At 60.8% G+C, this 18,145-nt stretch carries 21 protein-coding genes; 6 read left to right on the top strand and 15 right to left on the bottom strand.

Translation table 11 applies throughout. The features are described from left to right. Positions 1–18: 18 nt before the first annotated feature. The 3 genes from ACL9RI_RS18610 to ACL9RI_RS18600 form a co-directional block, all read right to left on the bottom strand. Entirely contained in the window at positions 19–690 is a 672-nt protein-coding gene (locus ACL9RI_RS18610; RefSeq protein WP_422727992.1) for a diphthine--ammonia ligase, read from the bottom strand. Then, the gene (locus ACL9RI_RS18605) at positions 687–1,160 is read right to left on the bottom strand and encodes a GNAT family N-acetyltransferase (RefSeq protein ID WP_422728127.1); all 474 of its coding nucleotides are present in this window, start codon (positions 1,158–1,160) and stop codon (positions 687–689) included. Before ACL9RI_RS18605 ends, ACL9RI_RS18610 begins: the two co-directional genes overlap by 4 nt. 75 nt (positions 1,161–1,235) lie before the next feature. Further along, entirely contained in the window at positions 1,236–1,829 is a 594-nt protein-coding gene (locus ACL9RI_RS18600; protein WP_422727991.1) for an NAD(P)H oxidoreductase, read from the bottom strand. Between the two features lie 101 nt (positions 1,830–1,930). Between ACL9RI_RS18600 and ACL9RI_RS18595 the strand changes: the two genes are divergently transcribed. Beyond that, positions 1,931–2,815: a LysR family transcriptional regulator gene (locus ACL9RI_RS18595; RefSeq protein ID WP_422727990.1), complete on the top strand. Its 885-nt coding sequence runs from the start codon at positions 1,931–1,933 to the stop codon at positions 2,813–2,815. A 101-nt stretch (positions 2,816–2,916) separates the two neighbouring features. Here ACL9RI_RS18595 and ACL9RI_RS18590 read toward each other — a convergent pair whose 3' ends face one another. Beyond that, positions 2,917–3,342 (bottom strand): organic hydroperoxide resistance protein, encoded by a 426-nt coding sequence (locus ACL9RI_RS18590; protein ID WP_422727989.1) that lies wholly within the window; start codon positions 3,340–3,342, stop codon positions 2,917–2,919. A 291-nt stretch (positions 3,343–3,633) separates the two neighbouring features. Here ACL9RI_RS18590 and ACL9RI_RS18585 point away from each other — a divergent pair, with 291 nt between their 5' ends. Further along, positions 3,634–4,893, top strand: a complete 1,260-nt coding sequence (locus ACL9RI_RS18585) for a sensor histidine kinase (protein WP_422727988.1) — start codon at positions 3,634–3,636, stop codon at positions 4,891–4,893. After that, positions 4,886–5,674, top strand: a complete 789-nt coding sequence (locus ACL9RI_RS18580) for a LytR/AlgR family response regulator transcription factor (RefSeq protein ID WP_422727987.1) — start codon at positions 4,886–4,888, stop codon at positions 5,672–5,674. The genes ACL9RI_RS18585 and ACL9RI_RS18580 overlap by 8 nt, the downstream gene beginning before the upstream one ends. 94 nt (positions 5,675–5,768) lie before the next feature. Here ACL9RI_RS18580 and ACL9RI_RS18575 read toward each other — a convergent pair whose 3' ends face one another. The 8 genes from ACL9RI_RS18575 to ACL9RI_RS18540 all read right to left on the bottom strand — a co-directional run bounded on the left by ACL9RI_RS18575 (position 5,769) and on the right by ACL9RI_RS18540 (position 13,718). Further along, positions 5,769–5,957 (bottom strand): hypothetical protein, encoded by a 189-nt coding sequence (locus ACL9RI_RS18575; RefSeq protein ID WP_422727986.1) that lies wholly within the window; start codon positions 5,955–5,957, stop codon positions 5,769–5,771. A gap of 149 nt (positions 5,958–6,106) precedes the next feature. Then, positions 6,107–7,150 (bottom strand): histone deacetylase family protein, encoded by a 1,044-nt coding sequence (locus tag ACL9RI_RS18570; protein ID WP_422727985.1) that lies wholly within the window; start codon positions 7,148–7,150, stop codon positions 6,107–6,109. 26 nt (positions 7,151–7,176) lie between these two features. Further along, positions 7,177–8,775, bottom strand: coding sequence for a glutamate--cysteine ligase (gshA, locus tag ACL9RI_RS18565; RefSeq protein ID WP_422727984.1), 1,599 nt, complete (start codon positions 8,773–8,775; stop codon positions 7,177–7,179). 211 nt (positions 8,776–8,986) lie between these two features. Beyond that, the gene (prmC, locus tag ACL9RI_RS18560) at positions 8,987–9,817 is read right to left on the bottom strand and encodes a peptide chain release factor N(5)-glutamine methyltransferase (protein WP_422727983.1); all 831 of its coding nucleotides are present in this window, start codon (positions 9,815–9,817) and stop codon (positions 8,987–8,989) included. 24 nt (positions 9,818–9,841) lie between these two features. Next, the gene (locus ACL9RI_RS18555) at positions 9,842–10,312 is read right to left on the bottom strand and encodes a disulfide bond formation protein B (protein WP_422727982.1); all 471 of its coding nucleotides are present in this window, start codon (positions 10,310–10,312) and stop codon (positions 9,842–9,844) included. A gap of 169 nt (positions 10,313–10,481) precedes the next feature. Then, a complete protein-coding gene (gene prfA / locus ACL9RI_RS18550) occupies positions 10,482–11,558 on the bottom strand; it encodes a peptide chain release factor 1 (protein ID WP_422727981.1) in 1,077 nt (358 codons plus the stop codon). Between the two features lie 92 nt (positions 11,559–11,650). Beyond that, positions 11,651–12,925 carry a glutamyl-tRNA reductase gene (hemA, locus tag ACL9RI_RS18545; protein ID WP_422727980.1) on the bottom strand — a complete coding sequence of 425 codons (1,275 nt, stop codon included), beginning with the start codon at positions 12,923–12,925 and terminating at the stop codon, positions 11,651–11,653. An 82-nt stretch (positions 12,926–13,007) separates the two neighbouring features. After that, positions 13,008–13,718 carry a response regulator transcription factor gene (locus tag ACL9RI_RS18540; RefSeq protein ID WP_422727979.1) on the bottom strand — a complete coding sequence of 237 codons (711 nt, stop codon included), beginning with the start codon at positions 13,716–13,718 and terminating at the stop codon, positions 13,008–13,010. Positions 13,719–13,886: 168 nt separating this feature from the next. Between ACL9RI_RS18540 and ACL9RI_RS18535 the strand changes: the two genes are divergently transcribed. After that, complete coding sequence (locus ACL9RI_RS18535; protein WP_422727978.1) at positions 13,887–14,390, top strand: hypothetical protein; 504 nt, start codon at positions 13,887–13,889, stop codon at positions 14,388–14,390. Between the two features lie 18 nt (positions 14,391–14,408). Here ACL9RI_RS18535 and minE read toward each other — a convergent pair whose 3' ends face one another. From minE to minC, 3 genes are read right to left on the bottom strand one after another with little or no spacing between them, the layout of a single operon-like run. Continuing rightward, a complete protein-coding gene (gene minE, locus ACL9RI_RS18530; RefSeq protein ID WP_183679589.1) occupies positions 14,409–14,660 on the bottom strand; it encodes a cell division topological specificity factor MinE in 252 nt (83 codons plus the stop codon). Position 14,661: 1 nt separating this feature from the next. After that, a complete protein-coding gene (gene minD, locus ACL9RI_RS18525; protein WP_183679591.1) occupies positions 14,662–15,477 on the bottom strand; it encodes a septum site-determining protein MinD in 816 nt (271 codons plus the stop codon). A gap of 39 nt (positions 15,478–15,516) precedes the next feature. Continuing rightward, positions 15,517–16,254 carry a septum site-determining protein MinC gene (minC, locus tag ACL9RI_RS18520; RefSeq protein WP_422727977.1) on the bottom strand — a complete coding sequence of 246 codons (738 nt, stop codon included), beginning with the start codon at positions 16,252–16,254 and terminating at the stop codon, positions 15,517–15,519. A gap of 309 nt (positions 16,255–16,563) precedes the next feature. On the opposite strand from minC, the gene ACL9RI_RS18515 reads away from it, so the two are divergent. Both ACL9RI_RS18515 and ACL9RI_RS18510 read left to right on the top strand, forming a co-directional pair. Then, the gene (locus ACL9RI_RS18515; protein WP_422727976.1) at positions 16,564–16,980 is read left to right on the top strand and encodes a hypothetical protein; all 417 of its coding nucleotides are present in this window, start codon (positions 16,564–16,566) and stop codon (positions 16,978–16,980) included. Between the two features lie 253 nt (positions 16,981–17,233). Beyond that, entirely contained in the window at positions 17,234–18,142 is a 909-nt protein-coding gene (locus ACL9RI_RS18510; protein WP_422727975.1) for a LysR substrate-binding domain-containing protein, read from the top strand. The last annotated feature ends 3 nt before the right edge of the window (positions 18,143–18,145 follow it).

Here is an 18,145-nt window from a genome sequence, read left to right as displayed (position 1 = left end):
TTTGTTTTCGGCGACCGTTCAGGCCGGCGCCAGTTCCTGGAAATAATAAGTGGCGCCGCCCAGGCTGGCGGGCGCATCGTATTGCAGCAGGTGCGTGCGGCGCAGGGCGACAGGGGTGCTGAAGGCCGGACCATCGTAGACGAAGGTATGGAATTCGCCATTTTCCCCGCAGGCGTCGACGCCGGGCGGCAGGTCGGCCAGGAAGCTGGCGTCGAATTCACGGCCGCAAAAGTCGCGTGACAAGTGCTGGCCGTTGACACACACGACGATGGCCTTGAAGCCGGCGCCCAGGAACTCGTCGACCAGCGCGCGGCGCACTTCGCCCCACAGCGGCAGATGCGCCGCCAGGCCGGCCGCGGCGCAGACTTTTTCTTCCCAGTCGCGGTGCGGCTGCAAGTCGATATCGCCAAAGATGGCGTGGTGTATGCCCGCTGCCTTGGCTTCGCGCAGCATGGCGATGAATTTTTCCTCATAGCTGGCCCAGCTGGCGTGATAGCGCTGCAGGCGGGCGCCCAGGCTGGCCGCCTGCGCTTCCAGCAGCTCCGGCGGCACGCCGTGCGAACGCGACTTGCGGCCATCTTCATCCATCGCCGTGATCAGCAGCGGCACGGCCATGCCGGCCGCGCGGGCGCGCCACAGGGCCAGGCAGGAATCCTTGCCGCCGCTCCAGGAAATCAGTGCCGTCGTCATGCGGCTGCCCTCGATGCCGGACGCAGCATGTCGATATGGGCGATGCCGTCTTCGTCGTAGGGCGCGCTGACGGTGGCGAAGCCGAACGATTGATAAAAGCGCTCCAGGTAGTGCTGGGCGCCGATGCGGATGGCGTGGCCAGGATGCTGCTGTTCGGCGCGCGCGATACCCTCGGTGAGCAGCTGCTTGCCGGCGCCACCGGCGCGTGCCTCGGGCGCCGTCAGCACGCGGCCCAGCGACATTTCCGTGTACTTGGCGCCCGGCGCCAGGCAGCGCAGATACGCCGCCAGCTGGCGCTGGCCATCGACGCTGCGCCAGCCCAGCAGATGCATGGCGTGCTGGTCATGGCCATCGAGGTCAGGGTAGAGGCATTGCTGTTCCAGCACGAACACGCGCTGGCGCAAGGCCAGCACCTGATACAGCGTGTGGGTGCCGAGTTCTTCGAAGGTAAGCCATTGCCAGCTGATCATGCGGTGTCCTTGATTGGTGGAGGCCATGATTTTACCGGCTTCACGCCGCTTGCAGCGGATAACGGCGCACCAGGTTCAGCTTTGCAAGGCCGTGACGATGCCGCGTGCCTGGGCAAGCAGCTGCTGATAATGGCTGGCGCTAATCTCTTCCTCCATGCCGAGTGTGTTGTAGAGGAAATCAATCCTCGTATCTTCCACTGTCAGGTAGTTCATCATCCTGACGACGTAGTCCCGCATATGATTTTCCCAGCCGTACTTGCCGAAGCCGGATTCGGTGCCACCCACCAGCGCGACATAACGGAATTTCTTGCCCTTCAGGCTACTGCCTTCGCCATACGCCAGCCCATTGGTCCAGACGCGGTCCAGATAGCCTTTCATCATGGCCGGGAAGCTGAACCACCAGACGGGAAACACCATCACGATGGTGTCGCTCTCTTCGATTGCCGCATACAGGCGGTGGATATCCTCCGAGTATTGTTTCTTTGGATTATTCCAGTCAGGTTCATCGTGTGCGGCCAGCACCGGATCGAAGTTGCTGCTGTACAGGTCGAGATTGCTGACCGTGATCCCTTGCTGCGCGGCCTGGTCCTGCATTTCCCTGACGACTTGCGCGGTGAATGAGTCCGTGCGGGGATGGGCCCAGACCAGGTGTAGTTTCTCTGTTTTCATGCCAGTTTCTCCATGCGTTTCGATGTGGCGTTGATTGTAGAAACAGGGGATAATTTTGTGAAACGATGTTATTGATATGGGTTACTGAAGGATTTTCACTAATGCGATTGAAATTTGCCGACTTCGCCGCATTCATTGCCGTTGCGCGGCACAAAAGCTTCCGTGCGGCAGGTGATGAGCTGGGCTTGTCGCCGTCCGCCGTCAGTCACGCGATCAAGCAGCTGGAACAAAGGCTGAAGCTTCAGGTCTTTAACCGCACCACGCGCAGCGTGGCGCTGACCGAAGCGGGGCTGAACCTGTTTGTCCGCCTGCGTCCGGCCTTTGATGAAATCGATACGATGATCGATGAGGTCAATTGTTTCCGTACTACCCCCATGGGCACCTTGAAGATCAATACGGCGCCCTTGTTTGCACGCCTGGTGCTGGTGCCGATCGTGGCAGGTTTTATCCGCGAGTACCCGGATATCAAGGTGGAGATCAGCACGGATGACAAGCTGATCGATATTGTGAAGCAGAATGTTGACGCGGGCATACGGCTGGACACTGCGCTTGAAAACGATATGGTGGCCGTGCCCATCGGTCCGAAAATCAGGCTCGCCGTGGTCGCCACGGCGGATTACTTTGCACGCCATGCGCCGCCCGTGCATCCCGCCGAACTCGGTGCGCACCAGTGTATCGTCTTGCGCTTCCAGAGCGGCCGCCCCTATCTGTGGGAGTTTGATGGTCCCGAGGGCAAGCTGGAAATCGCGGTAACGGGCAATATCATCCTCGACGATCTCGATTCTGCGCTGGAGGCCGCACTGTGCGGAGCAGGGATCGCTTATCTCAACTATGAACAGGCCAGGCAATACCTGGACAGTGGCAAGCTCGTTTCCGTGCTCGAAGCGTGGTTGCCGGAGAAACCCAGCCTGCAGCTTTACTACCCGCGCAACAAGTACATCAGCTGCAGCTTGCGCGCCTTTGTCGACTATGTGAAAGCGCAATAAGCCCGGCGGCCCGGTGCAATGCACAAGCCCCGGCCGCGCAGGGGCGCGGCCGGGGCGGGCTATGTTTCAGTGCTGCGTGTCAGCGCGGCTGGACTGATCTATTACACGATGGTCAGGGTCACGTCGATGTTGCCGCGCGTGGCGTTCGAGTAAGGGCACACGATGTGGGCGGCGGCGACCAGCGCTTCGGCGGCGGCGCGTTCCATGCCTGGCAGCGAGATTTTCAATTCCACTTCGATGCCGAAGCCGGTCTCGATGGCGCCGATGCCCACATGGCCTTCGATCGACAGGTCGGCTGGCACGGCGATCTTGTCGCGGCCGCCAACGAATTTGATGGCGCCGATGAAGCAGGCCGAGTAGCCGGCGGCGAACAGTTGTTCCGGATTGGTGCCGACGGCGCCATTGCCGCCCAGTTCTTTAGGCGTGGTCAGTTTCACGTCCAGCACATTGTCGGACGATACGGCGCGGCCTTCGCGGCCACCGGTGGCAGTTGCTTGAGCGCGATACAGGACTTGTTTGATCGACATGATGGTTTCCTTTAATGAGGTATTTGGATAAATAGATAACGACTAAATAGTGTACTACTTGTTGCGTGCCTAGGCACCCCTGGAGGCCCGTCTGAAACTGTCGTTGCGGCGTCCATGTGCTCAATATATATCGTGCGCTATTTAATTGCAAGCGATTTTATTTGGCCTTCTGTATCGTTAATGCTTTATTTCCTTGCCTTTGTCGCCATGACAGGCCTTCCGTCGCATAATGTCCACCGCCGTGGACGCCGCTGCTTATGCTACGCCTACTTCAATACCCAGGGAAAAATCATGACGAGCATTTTCTTTATTCTGCGCCTGACCTTGGCCACGATGATCACCTACATCATCGTCACGGCCATCCTGGTCGAAAATTATTTGCGCCATATCTTTTGGCATCCCGATGATTTTTTTGTCACCCTGGGCTTCTTCCTGGCGGCGATCGTCATCACCAACGCCTTTTCGCATGTGCGGCGGGTGCGCCTGATTGCCAATGAAGTCAATGCCAGTACCCTGTCGAGCCGCCAGCGGCGCCAGATCGAGATCCCGTTCGAGGCGGGCGAAGCGTTCGACATGATCGATGCGGCCATCCGCGAATTGCCAGGCAGCGAAGTGGTCGAAAGCGCCCGCGACAGCCTGCAGGTGCAAGCCCGCGTGCGCCGCGCCGCGCCGTACACGCACACGGGTTTGCCACGCATGCGTTTGCTCGCCTTCATGGAACCGCGGCCGAACCAGATCCTGGCCACCATCACGCCGAATGGCGAAGCGGGCAGCGTGACCCTGATTTGCGAGCCGGCGCGCAATGCCTGGACCGACTGGTTCCTGGTCGACCATGGCAGCAACCTGGAAAACGCCGAAGCGGTGACGCGCGCCATCACGCGCCGGGTGGCGCAGCGCCGCCGCGGCGAGCAGGCCGAAGCGCGCCAGACGGTGACGGAGAAGGAATTGACGGTCGCCAAGCTGAGTTTATTGCACGCCCAGGTCGAGCCGCACTTCCTGTACAACACCCTGGCCAGCGCGCAGCTGCTCACGCGCAGCGATCCGGCCCTGGCCGACGAGATGCTGGGCAACCTGATCCTCTACCTGCGCCATTCCTTGCCGCGCACGGAGCAAGCGATGTCGACCCTGGGCACGGAACTGGAACGGGCGCGCGCCTACCTCGATATCCTGAAAATCCGCATGGGCGCCCGTTTGAACCTGCAGATCGAAGTGCCGGCCTATCTGCGCCAGGTGGAACTGCCGCCGATGATGCTGCAAACCCTGGTGGAAAACGCCATCAAGCATGGCCTGGAGCCGAAAAGCGGCGGCGGCACCATCTGGATCATGGCGCGCAGCGGCAATGGCACGGTGATCGTCACGGTGGCCGACGATGGCCAGGGGTTCCGCGACGACGGCACGGGCACCGGCATCGGCTTGCGCAATGTGCGCGAACGCCTGCGCCTGACGTATGGCGCGGCCGCCTCGTTTTCCATCCTGGCCAATTTCCCCGATGGCGTGACGGCCACCATCACGGTGCCGGACGTCAGCGCGCAAGGAGCGGCACATGGATAAGACGACGCCGGGCATGACATGCATCATCGCCGAAGATGAAACGCTGCTGCGCGACGCGCTGGTCGCCATGCTGGGCGAGCTGTGGCCCGACTTGCGCATCCTGGCTGCCTGCGACGATGGCGGCACGGCGCTCGATGCGATTGCCACCTTGCAGCCCGACGTGGCCTTTCTCGATATCCGCATGCCCGGCTTGTCCGGCATGGAAGTGGCGGCCGGCGCGCTCGACGCCAGTCCGTCCACCCAGGTGGTGTTCGTCACCGCCTACGACCAGTATGCGATCGAGGCCTTCGACAAGGGCGCCGTCGATTACCTGCTCAAACCGATCGCCCGCGAACGCCTGCAAGCCACCATGTTGCGGGTGCAGGCCAGGGCCGCGCGCGGCGATGCACCGGACGCCGCGCTGGCCGGCTTGCTGCAGCAACTGACGGGCGCCTTGCCGAGTGTGTCCAGGGCGCCGCCGCTGGTGTGGGTGACGGCCAGCAGCGGCAAGGATACGCGTTTGATCATGGTCGACGATATCGCCTATTTTCAGTCCGACACCAAGTACACGGCCGTCATCACGGCCGAAGGCGAGGCGCTGCTGCGCAAGCCGATCCGCGAACTGCTCGATGTGCTCGACCCGGCTATTTTTAAACAGATACACCGCTCGACCATCGTCAACATGAAGATGGTGGCGTCGGTCACGCGCGATGAAATGGGACGTGGTCTGCTGAGGCTGAAAACGCGGCCGGAAACGCTGAGCGTCAGCCAGCCGTTCATGACCCTGTTCAGGAATATGTAGCGCCCTTGTCTTTAAACGCTGGCGCATAAAAAAACTCGCTCTACGGAGCGAGTTTCTTGTTAGCTATTCAATCAAGAATGAGGCGATTGAATCATCAAGGCTCTGCCAGAGGCTTGCTGTCCTCATTCTTTGGAGGATGGCCGCCGCCATTGTTGCCGCCGAACTGTTCGTCAATAACATTGTCCCACCAGTAGCCACCGGAAACAATTTCCAACTCATCCAACGATAATACTTGCATCTGACTCTCCCGGAGTTTTATAAGATTATCAAGCAGAATAACCATGAATGTTTCTTCATGGAAAATAAATTCTACTAGCTTGGATCGGGTTGAATACTCACCAATATTCACATTTTGTAAATAGAATGAAAAATATTAATGTGAGCATGCGAGAGTGCTGCGTGTGACGGCGAACCGGCTGGTAACGCCGCCCTTTACTCCGCTGTCTCGAAACCTTCGAGTACGTTCACCACATTGATGCCCAGCTCTTTCACGGCATAGCCGCCTTCCAGAATAAAGGCGGTAGGCAAGTCCAGGAAAGCCAGGCGTTCGCCCAGGCGCAGGTAGTCGCCGCTTTGCAGGGTGAAGTGGGACAGCGGGTCGCCGGCATAGGTGTCCACGCCCAGCGAGACCACCAGCGCATCGGGGCCATACATCTTGATGCGCAAACAGGCTGTTTCCAGCGCGGCAAACCAGCTGGCGCCAGAGGTGCCGGCCGGCAGCGGCAGGTTGAGGTTGTAGCCGGTGCCCGCGCCGCTGCCCGTTTCATCGGCGTGGCCCAGGTAAAACGGAAATTCGTGGCGCGGGTCGGCGTGCAGCGAGACGAACAGCACGTCGTCGCGTGCATAAAAAATGCTCTGCGTGCCGTTGCCGTGGTGGTAGTCGAGGTCGAGGATGGCGACCCGGCGCGCGCCGTCGTCCAGCAAATGCTGGGCTGCCAGCGCCGCGTTGTTCAGGAAACAGTAGCCGCCAAAGAAATCGCTGCCCGCATGGTGGCCCGGCGGCCGGGTCAGGGCGAAGGTGGCGCGTTCGCCCAGGCGCAAGGCGTGGGCCGCATTGACGGCGCAGTCGGCGCCCGTCTTGGCAGCGGTCCAGGTACCGCTGGTGAGCGGCGTGCCATTGTCCATCGAGTACAGGCCCAGCCTGGCGGCAAAATTATCGGGTTCGATATCGCTGCGCAGGGTGCGCACGGGCCAGACGGAGGGCAGCGCATCCTTGCTGGCGTTGTCGGGATCGAGCGCCAGCCAGTCGTGCCAGGCGTGGCGCAAAAAATGCAGATAGCGCGGCGTGTGGATGCGCTCGAGCGAGGTCAGCGGCACACCGTGCGGCGTGACGATACGGCCCAGGTTGCGCCGTCCCAGTTCGGCCACCACCATGTCGGCCCGTTCCGGTTTTTCGAAACAGGGCACCAGCTCGCCGCGGAACATTTCAAAGCGGCCCCGATGCTGGCTGTGCAGTTCATTGTAGAAGGTCAGCATGGGGCGCCTGGTGGAGTATCAATGACTCACGTGTGCGAACACAGGGTGCTGGCGCGGTAGGCGGCGACGAAATCGTCGAAGCTGCCGGCGGGCGCTGCTTCCAGCGCGCGTTGCTCGGCCAGCGAGCTGGCCGCCAGATGGTCGAAATAGCTGCTTTGTTCGGCCGTGGGCGGATGCGTGCGGAAGAAGGCGGCGTGGCGTTCGCTCTGCTGCAGGCCGAAGGCCGCAAACGAGCCGCCGTTGGCGCGCACTTCGGCCAGTACTTTTGCCGATGGCGTGGCGTCCGGGTCGGCCAGTTTGACTGCCTGCGCGGCCAGGCTGTCGGCATGCGCCGTGCCGCCCTGGCGCGCGTCGAGCAGCGCCGCCACGGGAGCGATGCGCGCCAGCAATTCTTCGCCCCAGGCTTGCAAGCCGATCTCGGCGCCGTCGCGGCGCAGGTGCAAACCTGGTTTACGGCCTTCCTTGACGGTGCGCGCGAAGTTATTCGTATAGCAGGCGCTTTGTTCGGCCGTGATCGGCGCACTCTCGTCGAGCGCGCAGAACAGCAAAAAGGCGTCGAGGAAGCGGCCCGTTTCCAGGCTGATGCCGACTGGTTCGAACGGGTCGACATCCATGCAGCGCACTTCGATATATTGCACGCCGCGCAGGCACAGCGCCTGGATCGGGCGTTCGCCCGTGCGGATCACGCGCTTGGGGCGGATGGTCGAATAGTATTCATTTTCGATCTGCAGCACGTTGGTGGACAGCTGTATCCACTCGCCATCCTTTTTCGTACCCAGCTCCTGGTACGGCGGATACGGGTCGTTGACGGCCTGCGTCAGTGCATTGACGTAATCGTCGAGGCTGTTTTCGTGCGGACGCAGGCCCGACTGGGCGTCGTTCTGGTAGCCCAGGTCGCTCATGCGCAGGCTGGTGGCGTAGGGCAGGAACAGGGTATCGTCGGACAAGGTTTCCAGCTTGTGCGGGCGGTCGCGCAGGAAGCCGGCCGACAGGGCTGGCGAAGCGCCGAACAGATACATCAGCAGCCAGCTATAGCGGCGGAAATTGCGGATGGTCGCCAGATAACTTTCCGACTGGATATCTTTCGCCGTGGTGCCCGTGCTGGCGCTGGAGGTGGTGCCGGCATCGGCGGCCAGCAGCTGCCACAGGCGCTCGTCGAGCGAGTAGTTGTAATGGATGCCGGCGATGCATTGCATGGCCTTGCCATAGCGCAGCGCCAGGCCGCGCCGGTACACATGTTTCAGCATGCCCATGTTCGAGCTGCCGTAGTTGGCGATCTCGATGTCGGCTTCGGCCGGCAACTGGCTGGGCATCGATTGGCTCCACAGCAACTCATTGCCCAGGCGGCTATAGGCATAGCGGTGCACGGTGTCGAGTTTGGCCAGCGTGGTGCCGATGTCGCTTTCGGCCGGCGTGATGAATTCGAGCAGGGCTTCGGCGTAATCGGTGGTGATTTCGGGATGCGTCAGGGCCGAACCCAGGGCGGCCGGATGGGGCGTGAAAGCGAGATGGCCGGCGCTATCGACGCGCAGGGTTTCGCGTTCAATGCCACGCAAGCCGCCCAGCAGCGCGCGGTTGGCATCTTCGGTCAGCAATGCCAGGCGGCGAGTCAACAGGTTGGGCAATTTGAGCTTCCTTTCTTGTGCAGCATATAAATAATTTGTGCTGAGATTAACCGAAAATTGGCAATTGCGTCGGCGCAGCTCCAAAAAACGTCGTGCCGCTTTTATCCACCCTGTGACAGGGTGCTATTTCGGTCAGGAATGGGATGATATTTTAACAAACTGCGGAGGAGTGCAGCGCATTGCCTGGTCAGGCAATGCGTATGAAAAGACGTCAACCCAAACGGGCGCCGCTGACTCTTTCGATACCGGCCAGGTCGCGCCAGCTTTGCGCCTCGGCATAACCGGCGTCGCTCAGCAACTGGCGCACGGCGTGCGCCTGGTCATAGCCATGTTCCATCAGCAGCCAGCCGCCGGCCGTCAAGTGGCGCGCGGCGCCAGCGACGATGGTGCGCAGGGCCGACAGGCCGTCGGCATGGTCGGTCAGCGCGCCCACCGGTTCAAAACGCAAATCGCCTTCGGCCAGGTGATGGTCGCCGCTGGCGATATACGGCGGGTTCGAGACGATCAGTTCATAGCGTTCCGTGCCCAGCGCTTCAAACCAGTCGCTGGCCATGAAGGTGATATTGACGCCGTTGGCGCTGGCGTTGCGGCGCGCCACGGCCAGCGCCGCGCTGCTGACGTCGAGCGCCGTGACGACGGCGTCCGGCCGGCTGTGCGCCAGCGACACGGCGATGGCGCCGCTGCCGGTGCCCATGTCGAGCAAGCGGCCCTGGGCCGGCAAGCGGTCGAGCGCCAGTTCCACCAGCAATTCCGTGTCGGGGCGCGGTATCAGCACGGCGTCGCTGACTTCAAACGGCAAGCCGAAGAATTCGCGCTGGCCAACGATGTAGGCGATCGGTTCGCCGCGCAGGCGACGTTCCAGCAAGCTCCTCAAGCGCTGTGCCTCGTCGTCAGTGAGCACTCGCTCCGATTGCGTGATCAAGCCCACGCGCGACAGCCCCAGCGCATGGCACAGCAGGATGCGGTTGTCGAGCGCATCGAGCTGCGGGCGGATTTGCAGGGCGCCGACAGTGCTGCCGGCGGGAATCACGATTTCTGGCATTGAAATAAGTTGCTTACTTGTTGATTACTTTTGGCGGCGGAACAAGATCCACAGCAGCGCGAGGGTAAAGATGCCGAACCAGACGAACGACCATTGCGGGATCGACAAGCCGAAGAACGGTGCGGTGGCGTCTTCGCACAGGCCATCGGCGCGGAAGATGAAAGGCAGATAGGTCGCCGGGAAGATTTTATTCAACATCGTTTCCATCGGATCGATGCCGCAGGAAAAGCCGGGATGGGCCAGCACATACAAGTGCTTGCCGGCCACGCCCAGTCCGCCCAGCGCTGCCAGCAAGCCGATGCCGGCGCCGATTTTCGGCCGCTGCGATGCCGCGCCGTACAGGCAGGCGATGGCGATGCCGAGGAACAGGTAACGCTGGATCACGCACAGCGGGCAGGGCAGCATGTCGACCACATGCTGCAGATACATGGCCACGCCCAGCATGACAAAGCAGAGGGCGGCGATAAACAGGAGTGCTGGGCGCGAACTTTTCATGGATGTTCCGGTGAGGTGAATGAAGATTTTAGCTAGGCATTCTCGCATATCGGGCAATTTTGATTGCTTAGCCGCTACTTAAACTTGGGGTCAGACCCGACGGGGGAATGCCCCCAATGGGAGGCATTCCGATTTCGCAGGAACTGACCCCGGCCTTTGCCTGGGGCTATCAATCACCCAAAGCAGCGAGGAGCTCAGCCTGATGCTCTGCCGCCAGCGCATTCGTCAATTCCGTCAAATCGCCATCCATGATGAAGTCGAGTTTGTATAAGGTCAAGTTGATGCGGTGGTCCGTCATTCGCCCTTGCGGGTAGTTGTAGGTACGGATGCGCTCGCTGCGGTCGCCCGAACCGATCAGACTCTTGCGGGTGGCCGCCTCTTTCGATTGCTGTTCGCGCAACTGCACGTCCTTGATGCGGGCGGCCAGCACTTTCATCGCCTGCGCCTTGTTCTTGTGCTGGCTGCGGTCATCCTGGCATTCCACCACGATGCCGGTCGGCAAGTGGGTAATCCGCACGGCCGAGTCCGTTTTATTGATGTGCTGGCCGCCGGCGCCGGAGGCGCGATAAGTATCGATGCGCAAGTCGGCCGGGTTGATGTTGACGTCTTCCACCTCGTCCGCTTCCGGCATCACGGCCACCGTGCAGGCCGAGGTGTGGATGCGGCCCTGGGTTTCCGTGGCGGGCACGCGCTGCACGCGGTGGCCGCCCGATTCGAATTTCAGCTTGGAATACGCGCCATTGCCCACCAGGCGCACGATCACTTCGCGGTAGCCGCCCAGGTCCGAGTCGGAAGCGGACACCAGCTCCACCTGCCAGCGGTTGCGTTCGGCAAAGCGCGTGTACATGCGCAGCAGGTCGCCGGCGAACAGGGCCGATTCATCGCCGCCCGTGCCGGCGCGGATTTCCAGGAAGATATTGCGCTCGTCATTCGCGTCTTTCGGCAGCAGCATGGTTTGCAGTTCGCGTTCCAGCTGGGCCATGGTAGCTTTGGCTGCTTCGATTTCTTCCTGGGCAAAATCCTTCATGTCCGGGTCGTTCAGCATCTCTTGCGCCGTGGCGATATCGTTGCCCGCTTCCTGGTAGCGGTGGTACACCGCCACCAGCGGACCCAGTTCGGCATGCTCGCGCGTCATCTTGCGGTAGTTGTCCATATTCGACGTGGCGTCCGGGTGCATCAGCAGTTCGTCGAGCTCGACCAGGCGGTTCGCCAGTTGATCGAGCTTGTCCAGCATGGATGGTTTCATAGCAATTCGCGTAAAAAGTAAAGTAAGGGAGCGGCACGCCGGGGGCGGTGCGCAAATCGGGGCATGGCCGCGCAGGCAGCCAGGGGGCGGCGCTAACGGCGGGCGCGGAACAGTTTGGGCAGCAGGGTGGCCAGTTGCTTGCGTTCATCGCCTTGGGCGCGGTGCAGCGCTTGCTGCGGGCCGTGCAGGAACTTGGCCGTCAAGCCTTTCGACAGCGCTTCCAGCACGGCGTCGATGTCGGCGCCCTTGGCCAGCATCTTGCGGGCGCGGTCCACTTCCATCAGGCGCAAGGATTCGCTGCTTTCATGCAAATCCTGGATGACGGGCACCATGGCGCGGTCATCGACCCAGCTCATGAACGATTGCACGCGCGTCTCGATGATGGCTTCGGCTTGCGCCACGGCGGCCTGGCGGCTTTCCAGGCCCGTCTGCACGACCTTGCCCAGGTCATCGACCGTGTACAAAAATACGTCGTTCAGGCGGCCGACTTCCGCTTCGATATCGCGCGGCACGGCCAGGTCGACCATGAACATGGGCTTGTGGCGGCGCGCCTTGATGGCGCGCTCCACCAGGCCCAGGCCCAGCAGCGGCAAGGACGAAGCGGTGCACGAGATGACGATATCGAACTGGTGCAGCCGCTCGGGCAGGTCGGCCAGGCGGATCGCGGTGCCATTGAAACGGTGGGCCAGCGCTTCGCCCCGTTCCATGGTGCGGTTGGCGATCGTGATGCTGTGCGGGTTTTGCGCCGCAAAATGGGTGGCGCACAGTTCGATCATTTCGCCGGCGCCGATGAACAATACATTTTGCTCGGCAATCTTGTCGAAAATGCGCTGCGACAGGCGCACGGCGGCAGCCGCCATGGACACGCTGTGCGCGCCGATTTCGGTGGTGCTGCGCACTTCCTTGGCCACCGAAAAGCTGCGCTGGAACAACTGGTGCAGATAGGTGCCCAGGCCACCGGCTTCATCGGCCGTGCGGATGGCGTCCTTGATCTGGCCCAGGATCTGCGTTTCGCCCAGCACCATCGAATCGAGGCCGGAGGCGACGCGGAAGGTATGGCGCACGGCGTCGTGCTGCGGCAGCATGTACAGGTGGGGGCGCAGCTCGCTGTAGCTGAGCTTGTGATAATCGGCCAGGAAATGGGCGCCCGCGTCGAGCGGATTGGGCACATGGCTGGCCGCATACAGCTCGGTGCGGTTGCAGGTCGACAGGATCGCCGCCTCGTCATTGTCGCGCGCGTCGATGCGCTGGAACCAGGAGCGCGCAGCCATCACCGCCTGGCCCAGATGCTCAGGCGCAAACGCCAGCTGTTCGCGGAGCGACACTGGGGCGGTGGTGTGATTGAGGCCGACGGCTAACAGTTGCATTTCGGGCGATATGAATTCGTTATGCCGACATTATAGCGCTTTGTGCCCGATCTTTGAGCAGCCCGCCCGTTTTTGGGCTGGCCTACACTCTGGCGCCAGCGTCGTGGCTGCCCAGTCTTTCCAGCCGATAGCCATAACTGTAGACAGGCACCAGGCGGTAGCCATGTTCGGGTTTCAGTTGCAGCTTGTTGCGCACGCGCGAGACATGGGTGTCCATGGTGCGCGAGGGCAGGGCCGTTTCCCGCTGCCACACGGATTCATGGATGTAGGCGCGCGACAAGGGGCGCCCCAGGTTACGGAAGAACAGCAGGGCGAGGGCGAATTCCTTGTGCGTCACATCGAGCACTTCGCCATCCTTGAGCAGGCGTCCGGGCCGCGTTTCAAAGGTGTACGCGCCGAATTGCAAGTGTTCGGCGCCGGTTTGGGCCGGGTAGGCCACGCGCAGCAGGGCCTGGGTGCGCAGCGCCAGTTCGCTGCGCCGCAGCGGCTTGACCATATAGTCGTCGGCGCCGACCGTCAGGCCTTCGACGATATCGTCCTCGCCAGCGCTGTTGGTCATAAACAACACGGGCGCCTTGGGCGCCAGTTTTTCGCGTGCGCGGCGCACCACTTCGGCGCCGTCCATATCGTGCACTTGCCAGTCGAGGATCAGCATGTCGCAGCTGTCCTTGCGCAATTGCCCCAGCAGTTCCTTGCCGCTCTGAAATTCATGGCAAGCGTGACCGGCGGCAGTGAGCACCTGGCAGATCAGTTCTGCCTGACTATGGTCGCTATCGAGTACGGCAATTCGCATAATTGACTGGAGTGTGTAGCAACAAACAGACGGTCCGCTCTGCTTATCGTAATGTTAAGGAATGCTCCTGTGAAATATAACAGAGATTGCAACTGTGTCCAGTGAATTCGGCGTAATACACGTTTCAGTTACACTTGGACATGTTCCCTTCCAAATGGAGAAACCGCAATGGCCGACCAGAGCAGCCCTGATTGGACCCTGATACCCGGCAGCAGTGCGGAAATCGGGCAGGTGCGCGAGCGCTGCCGCAGCCTGGTGCGGCGTCGTGCTGCCATGTCGGCCGGGGCCTCGGCGATCCCGATTCCCGGCATCGACCTGATGTCCGACGTGGGCCTGCTATCGATGCTGATCAATGATATCAACCATGAATTCGGCCTGACGCCGGAACAGATCGAACGCCTGAACCCGCAGTTCAAGCTGATGGCCTACCGCGCGGCGGTGGGCATGGGCGGCATGCTGGTGGGGAAATTGGTGACGCGTGAATTGCTGATGCACCTGCTCAAGCGCAGCGGCATAAAAATAGCCACCAAGCAGGTGGCGCGCTTCGTGCCGTTCGCCGGCCAGGCGGTGGCGGCGGCGCTCGGTTACGCCGTATTCCGCCAGATCGGCTACCAGCACGTCAACGCCTGCGCCGCGGTGGCGCAGGAATTGACGGCGGTCAGGCCGCGCTAGCGATAACTACCTGGACGCTTAAGCGTCTGGCAGCACCACGTTGACGTCCAGCACTTCCAGGTTGCCCTGGCGGTCCAGCGAGATCTTGATATCGTCGGCGTTGACCTTGGTGTATTTCGAGATGACTTCGATCAATTCCTTGTGCAAGGCCGGCAGGAAATCTGGGCCATCACGTCCGCTGCGTTCGCGGGCGATGATGATTTGCAGACGCTCCTTGGCCGCGACCGCCGTCTTCAGCTTGGGTGGAAACAGGAAAGAGAGCAATGCCATATCACTTGGCCCCAAAAATGCGCTGGAGTAGCCCAGGCTTTTCATAATTGGTAAAGCGCAGTTCGACTTCTTCGCCGAGGAAACGCGATACCACGTCTTCGTAGGCTTGCGCCACGTCGGTACCCTTGAAATGGATGGCCGGATTGCCCTGGTTCGAGGCTGCCAGTACTTGTTCCGATTCCGGGATGATGCCCACCAGCGGGATGCGCAGGATTTCCTGCACGTCCTGGAACGACAGCATTTCATCCGATTCCACGCGTTTCGGCGAGTAGCGGGTGATCAGCAAATGTTCCTTGACCGGCTCGCCACCCGTCTGCGCGCGGCGCGACTTGGCTTGCAGGATGCCCAGGATGCGGTCCGAATCGCGCACCGACGACACTTCCGGGTTGGTCACGATGATGGCTTCATCGGCAAACGTCAGCGCCATCAGCGCGCCGTGCTCGATACCGGCCGGCGAATCGCAGATGATGAATTCGAAGCCCATGTTGATCAGGTCGTTCAACACGCGTTCCACGCCATCTTCCGTCAGCGCGTCCTTGTCGCGCGTTTGCGAGGCCGGCAGGATGAACAGGTTGTCGCAGTGCTTGTCCTTGATCAGCGCCTGGTTCAAGGTCGCTTCCTTGTTGATCACATTGATCAGGTCGTAGACGACGCGGCGTTCGCAACCCATGATCAGGTCAAGGTTACGCAGGCCCACGTCGAAGTCGAGCACGGCTGTCTTGTGGCCGCGCATGGCCAGGCCAGTGGAAAAGCTGGCGCTTGAGGTCGTCTTGCCGACACCGCCCTTGCCGGACGTCACAACAATAATTCTTGCCACAAATAGTCCTTTTTAGATATCTCTTGAATGGAGCAGCTGTTAAGAGCGGTTCACGGGGGTCACTGGATTGACAGAGTGTATATCGATTCTGTCTCCAGCCAAACGAATTTGCACGGGTCCGCGCGACATCTCGGGCGGGAAGCCATCTTCGAAGGTGCGGTACACGCCCGCGATCGACACCAGTTCCGGTTCCATCGCCAGCGCAAAGATGCGCGCCTGCGGGTTGCCGGAAGCACCCGCCAGTGCGCGGCCGTACAGCGTGGAATACACGTGGATGCTGCCGTCGGCGATGATTTCCGCGCCATTGTTGACCACGGCGGTGATGATCAGGTCGCAGCCGCGCGCATAAATGCGCTGGCCGGCGCGCACCGGCGTATCGATCACCATCACTTGCGCTTCGGCGCCTGCCTGCGCGGCGATGGTGGGTCCATCCTTGGGTGGCGCATCCTCGCGCGTCTTGCCGCTGTCCAGGCTCAAGCCTTGCGCCAGGATCGCTTCATGCAATTCCGGCGCGGCATTGCGCACGGCAACGGCGTTCAAACGGTATTTTTTCAGCAAGGCGACCAGCGCCGCCCAGTCGATGGGTGTCTTGACGGTGGGCAAGTCAGCCACGTCCAGCACGGCCAGGTCATCTTCGAAAAAGTCGGCCACGCCTCCCGTCATGTCGTGCAAGGCACTGTCGAGTGCCCGGATATCGGCGCTATGCAGGATGGCAGAGACAGCGACGACGGTGGAAATCTTGATTTCGATGGGCTTCTGCGACGAACTTTTTGGCATAAACAGTTATAAAAGAAGGGCTTGCGAAAGAGCGCCTGCCGCAGACACGCATCGCGCCTGCCGCCAGCCGGGTATCTTGCCTGCTGTCAAACCCTTGAAAGCAGCGAATTTTCTGCATTTTACTTGAAAAAAATCGGAAAAAGGGGAGCTGTCAACGGGAACCGGCATACCTGCCTGAAAAAAGGGCGCAAGCCGCATGCCAGCCTGGTTGGGGTTGCTGCCGGTGTGCGCCAGCGCAGGCTCTGCTGCAATGCTGACGGGTTATATGCATTTTGTCACTTTGCTCAATAAATAAGCAAAAAGTATCAAGTGATGATTGTATTGGGCATGCCTGACAATACGCCACCGCAAGCAGATACCGGCCTTGAGTATCTATCAGGGCTGGATGGAGAAATCCAGGTGCAGAATCAGGATGGTTATTTTATTAAGTTTGAGGTGCATCAAGTCAAAGCGACGCCAGACCGGCCGCACGGCATCAAGTACAGCCTGAGCTTGCATGACATGGCCCGCGTGATGTCGGGCGAGAACCTGGCCATGCTGAAAATTATTCGGGAACAGCAGCCGGCCTCGGTGTCTGCCCTGGCAAAAACGGCAGGCAAGCACGCACCCAAGGTATCGCCCTCCCTTGTTGCGCTGGAGCAGTTTGGCCTGGTGCGGCTGGTACAAAAAGGACGGACCAAAAAAACCGAGGTCACAGCGGATGACGTGCTGGTTTCTTTTGCCTGATATGTGATTTGATCAGTTAATGGCGATAAGGGGACGCCTGCATGCTTGCAGGCGTCCCCTTTGTTATGGCTACCTGAAGGTGCATGCCGCATGGATCTGTGGAAAACCAGGGGAGGGGTGGCAATGCGCACGATGTCATCGAGATTTAATGTGCGTAGGCTAGAGTGTGCGGCAATCTACTCTATAATCAAAAAGAAATCTTTTTTAGAATAACGTGAAAATAATTCACGTATAAACTCACACTTTCTCTCCAATGCTAGAAATTCGTCACCTGCGCACCTTGAGTGCCTTGCGTTCCTCGGGCAGCCTGGTGCGCGCCGCGCAACTGCTCAATCTGACCCAGTCGGCCCTGTCGCACCAGATCCGTTTATTGGAGGAGCGCTATAACGCCCCGTTGTTCGAGCGCAAGTCGATGCCGATCGCGTTTACGGCCACCGGCAGCCGCCTCCTGGCTCTGGCCGACAAGCTCTTGCCCGAGATCGAACTGGCCGAGCGCGACGTGGCGCGGCTGTCGCAGGGCGACAAGGGGCAATTGCGCGTGGTGCTGGAATGCCACACCTGTTTCGACTGGCTGATGCCGGTGATGGACGCCTTCCGCCAGCGCTGGCCGGAAGTGGAAATCGACCTGGTGTCGGGCTTTCACAGCGAACCGGCGGAATTGCTGCGTTCGGGCGAGGCGGATCTGGTGATCGGCTCGCCGTACGGTCCCGATTTCACCGTGTTCCCCCTGTTCCGTTTTGAAATCCTGGTGGTGATGGCGCAGAAACACCGCTTGCAGGTGCAGCGCCGGTTGGCCGCGCAAGATTTCGCGGGTGAAACGTTGATTACCTATCCGGTGCCGGAAGAGCGCATCGACCTGATCCGCGAAGTGCTGCGGCCCGCGGGCATCCATTTTGAACGCCGCACGGCCGAGCTGACTGTCGCCGTGCTGCAATTGGTCGCCAGCCGTCGCGGCATCGCCGCCTTGCCGAACTGGGCGATCAAAAACTATGTCGATTACGATTATGTGGTGGCGCGTCCGGTGGGCGATCATGGCCTGTGGAGCGACCTGTTCGTGTCGGTGCCCGATGGGCTGAAAGACAAGGCTTACGTGCGTGATTTTGTCAGCGTGATACGGGAACAATGCGCCGCGACGCTAGACGGTATCAAGTTATTGTCTTGATTG

The organism is Janthinobacterium sp. Mn2066, from assembly GCF_049319705.1.
In the GTDB taxonomy this organism is placed as follows: Bacteria; Pseudomonadota; Gammaproteobacteria; order Burkholderiales; family Burkholderiaceae_D; genus Janthinobacterium.
The sequence above is the reverse complement of the archived record's forward strand: the minus strand, read 5'-3'. Positions and strand labels throughout refer to the sequence as shown.

Excerpts from the sequence above, each read along its gene's own strand:
- ACL9RI_RS18585 (WP_422727988.1), top strand. The coding sequence starts at position 3,634 with ATGACGAGCATTTTCTTTATTCTGCGCCTGACCTTGGCCACGATGATC.
- ACL9RI_RS18510 (WP_422727975.1), top strand. The coding sequence starts at position 17,234 with ATGCTAGAAATTCGTCACCTGCGCACCTTGAGTGCCTTGCGTTCCTCG.
- ACL9RI_RS18595 (WP_422727990.1), top strand. The coding sequence starts at position 1,931 with ATGCGATTGAAATTTGCCGACTTCGCCGCATTCATTGCCGTTGCGCGG.
- ACL9RI_RS18535 (WP_422727978.1), top strand. The coding sequence starts at position 13,887 with ATGGCCGACCAGAGCAGCCCTGATTGGACCCTGATACCCGGCAGCAGT.
- hemA (WP_422727980.1), bottom strand. The coding sequence starts at position 12,925 with ATGCAACTGTTAGCCGTCGGCCTCAATCACACCACCGCCCCAGTGTCG.
- prmC (WP_422727983.1), bottom strand. The coding sequence starts at position 9,817 with ATGCCAGAAATCGTGATTCCCGCCGGCAGCACTGTCGGCGCCCTGCAA.
- ACL9RI_RS18580 (WP_422727987.1), top strand. The coding sequence starts at position 4,886 with ATGGATAAGACGACGCCGGGCATGACATGCATCATCGCCGAAGATGAA.
- ACL9RI_RS18600 (WP_422727991.1), bottom strand. The coding sequence starts at position 1,829 with ATGAAAACAGAGAAACTACACCTGGTCTGGGCCCATCCCCGCACGGAC.
- prfA (WP_422727981.1), bottom strand. The coding sequence starts at position 11,558 with ATGAAACCATCCATGCTGGACAAGCTCGATCAACTGGCGAACCGCCTG.
- minE (WP_183679589.1), bottom strand. The coding sequence starts at position 14,660 with ATGGCATTGCTCTCTTTCCTGTTTCCACCCAAGCTGAAGACGGCGGTC.
- ACL9RI_RS18540 (WP_422727979.1), bottom strand. The coding sequence starts at position 13,718 with ATGCGAATTGCCGTACTCGATAGCGACCATAGTCAGGCAGAACTGATC.
- ACL9RI_RS18610 (WP_422727992.1), bottom strand. The coding sequence starts at position 690 with ATGACGACGGCACTGATTTCCTGGAGCGGCGGCAAGGATTCCTGCCTG.
- ACL9RI_RS18605 (WP_422728127.1), bottom strand. The coding sequence starts at position 1,160 with ATGATCAGCTGGCAATGGCTTACCTTCGAAGAACTCGGCACCCACACG.
- ACL9RI_RS18590 (WP_422727989.1), bottom strand. The coding sequence starts at position 3,342 with ATGTCGATCAAACAAGTCCTGTATCGCGCTCAAGCAACTGCCACCGGT.
- ACL9RI_RS18570 (WP_422727985.1), bottom strand. The coding sequence starts at position 7,150 with ATGCTGACCTTCTACAATGAACTGCACAGCCAGCATCGGGGCCGCTTT.
- ACL9RI_RS18555 (WP_422727982.1), bottom strand. The coding sequence starts at position 10,312 with ATGAAAAGTTCGCGCCCAGCACTCCTGTTTATCGCCGCCCTCTGCTTT.
- minC (WP_422727977.1), bottom strand. The coding sequence starts at position 16,254 with ATGCCAAAAAGTTCGTCGCAGAAGCCCATCGAAATCAAGATTTCCACC.
- ACL9RI_RS18575 (WP_422727986.1), bottom strand. The coding sequence starts at position 5,957 with ATGGTTATTCTGCTTGATAATCTTATAAAACTCCGGGAGAGTCAGATG.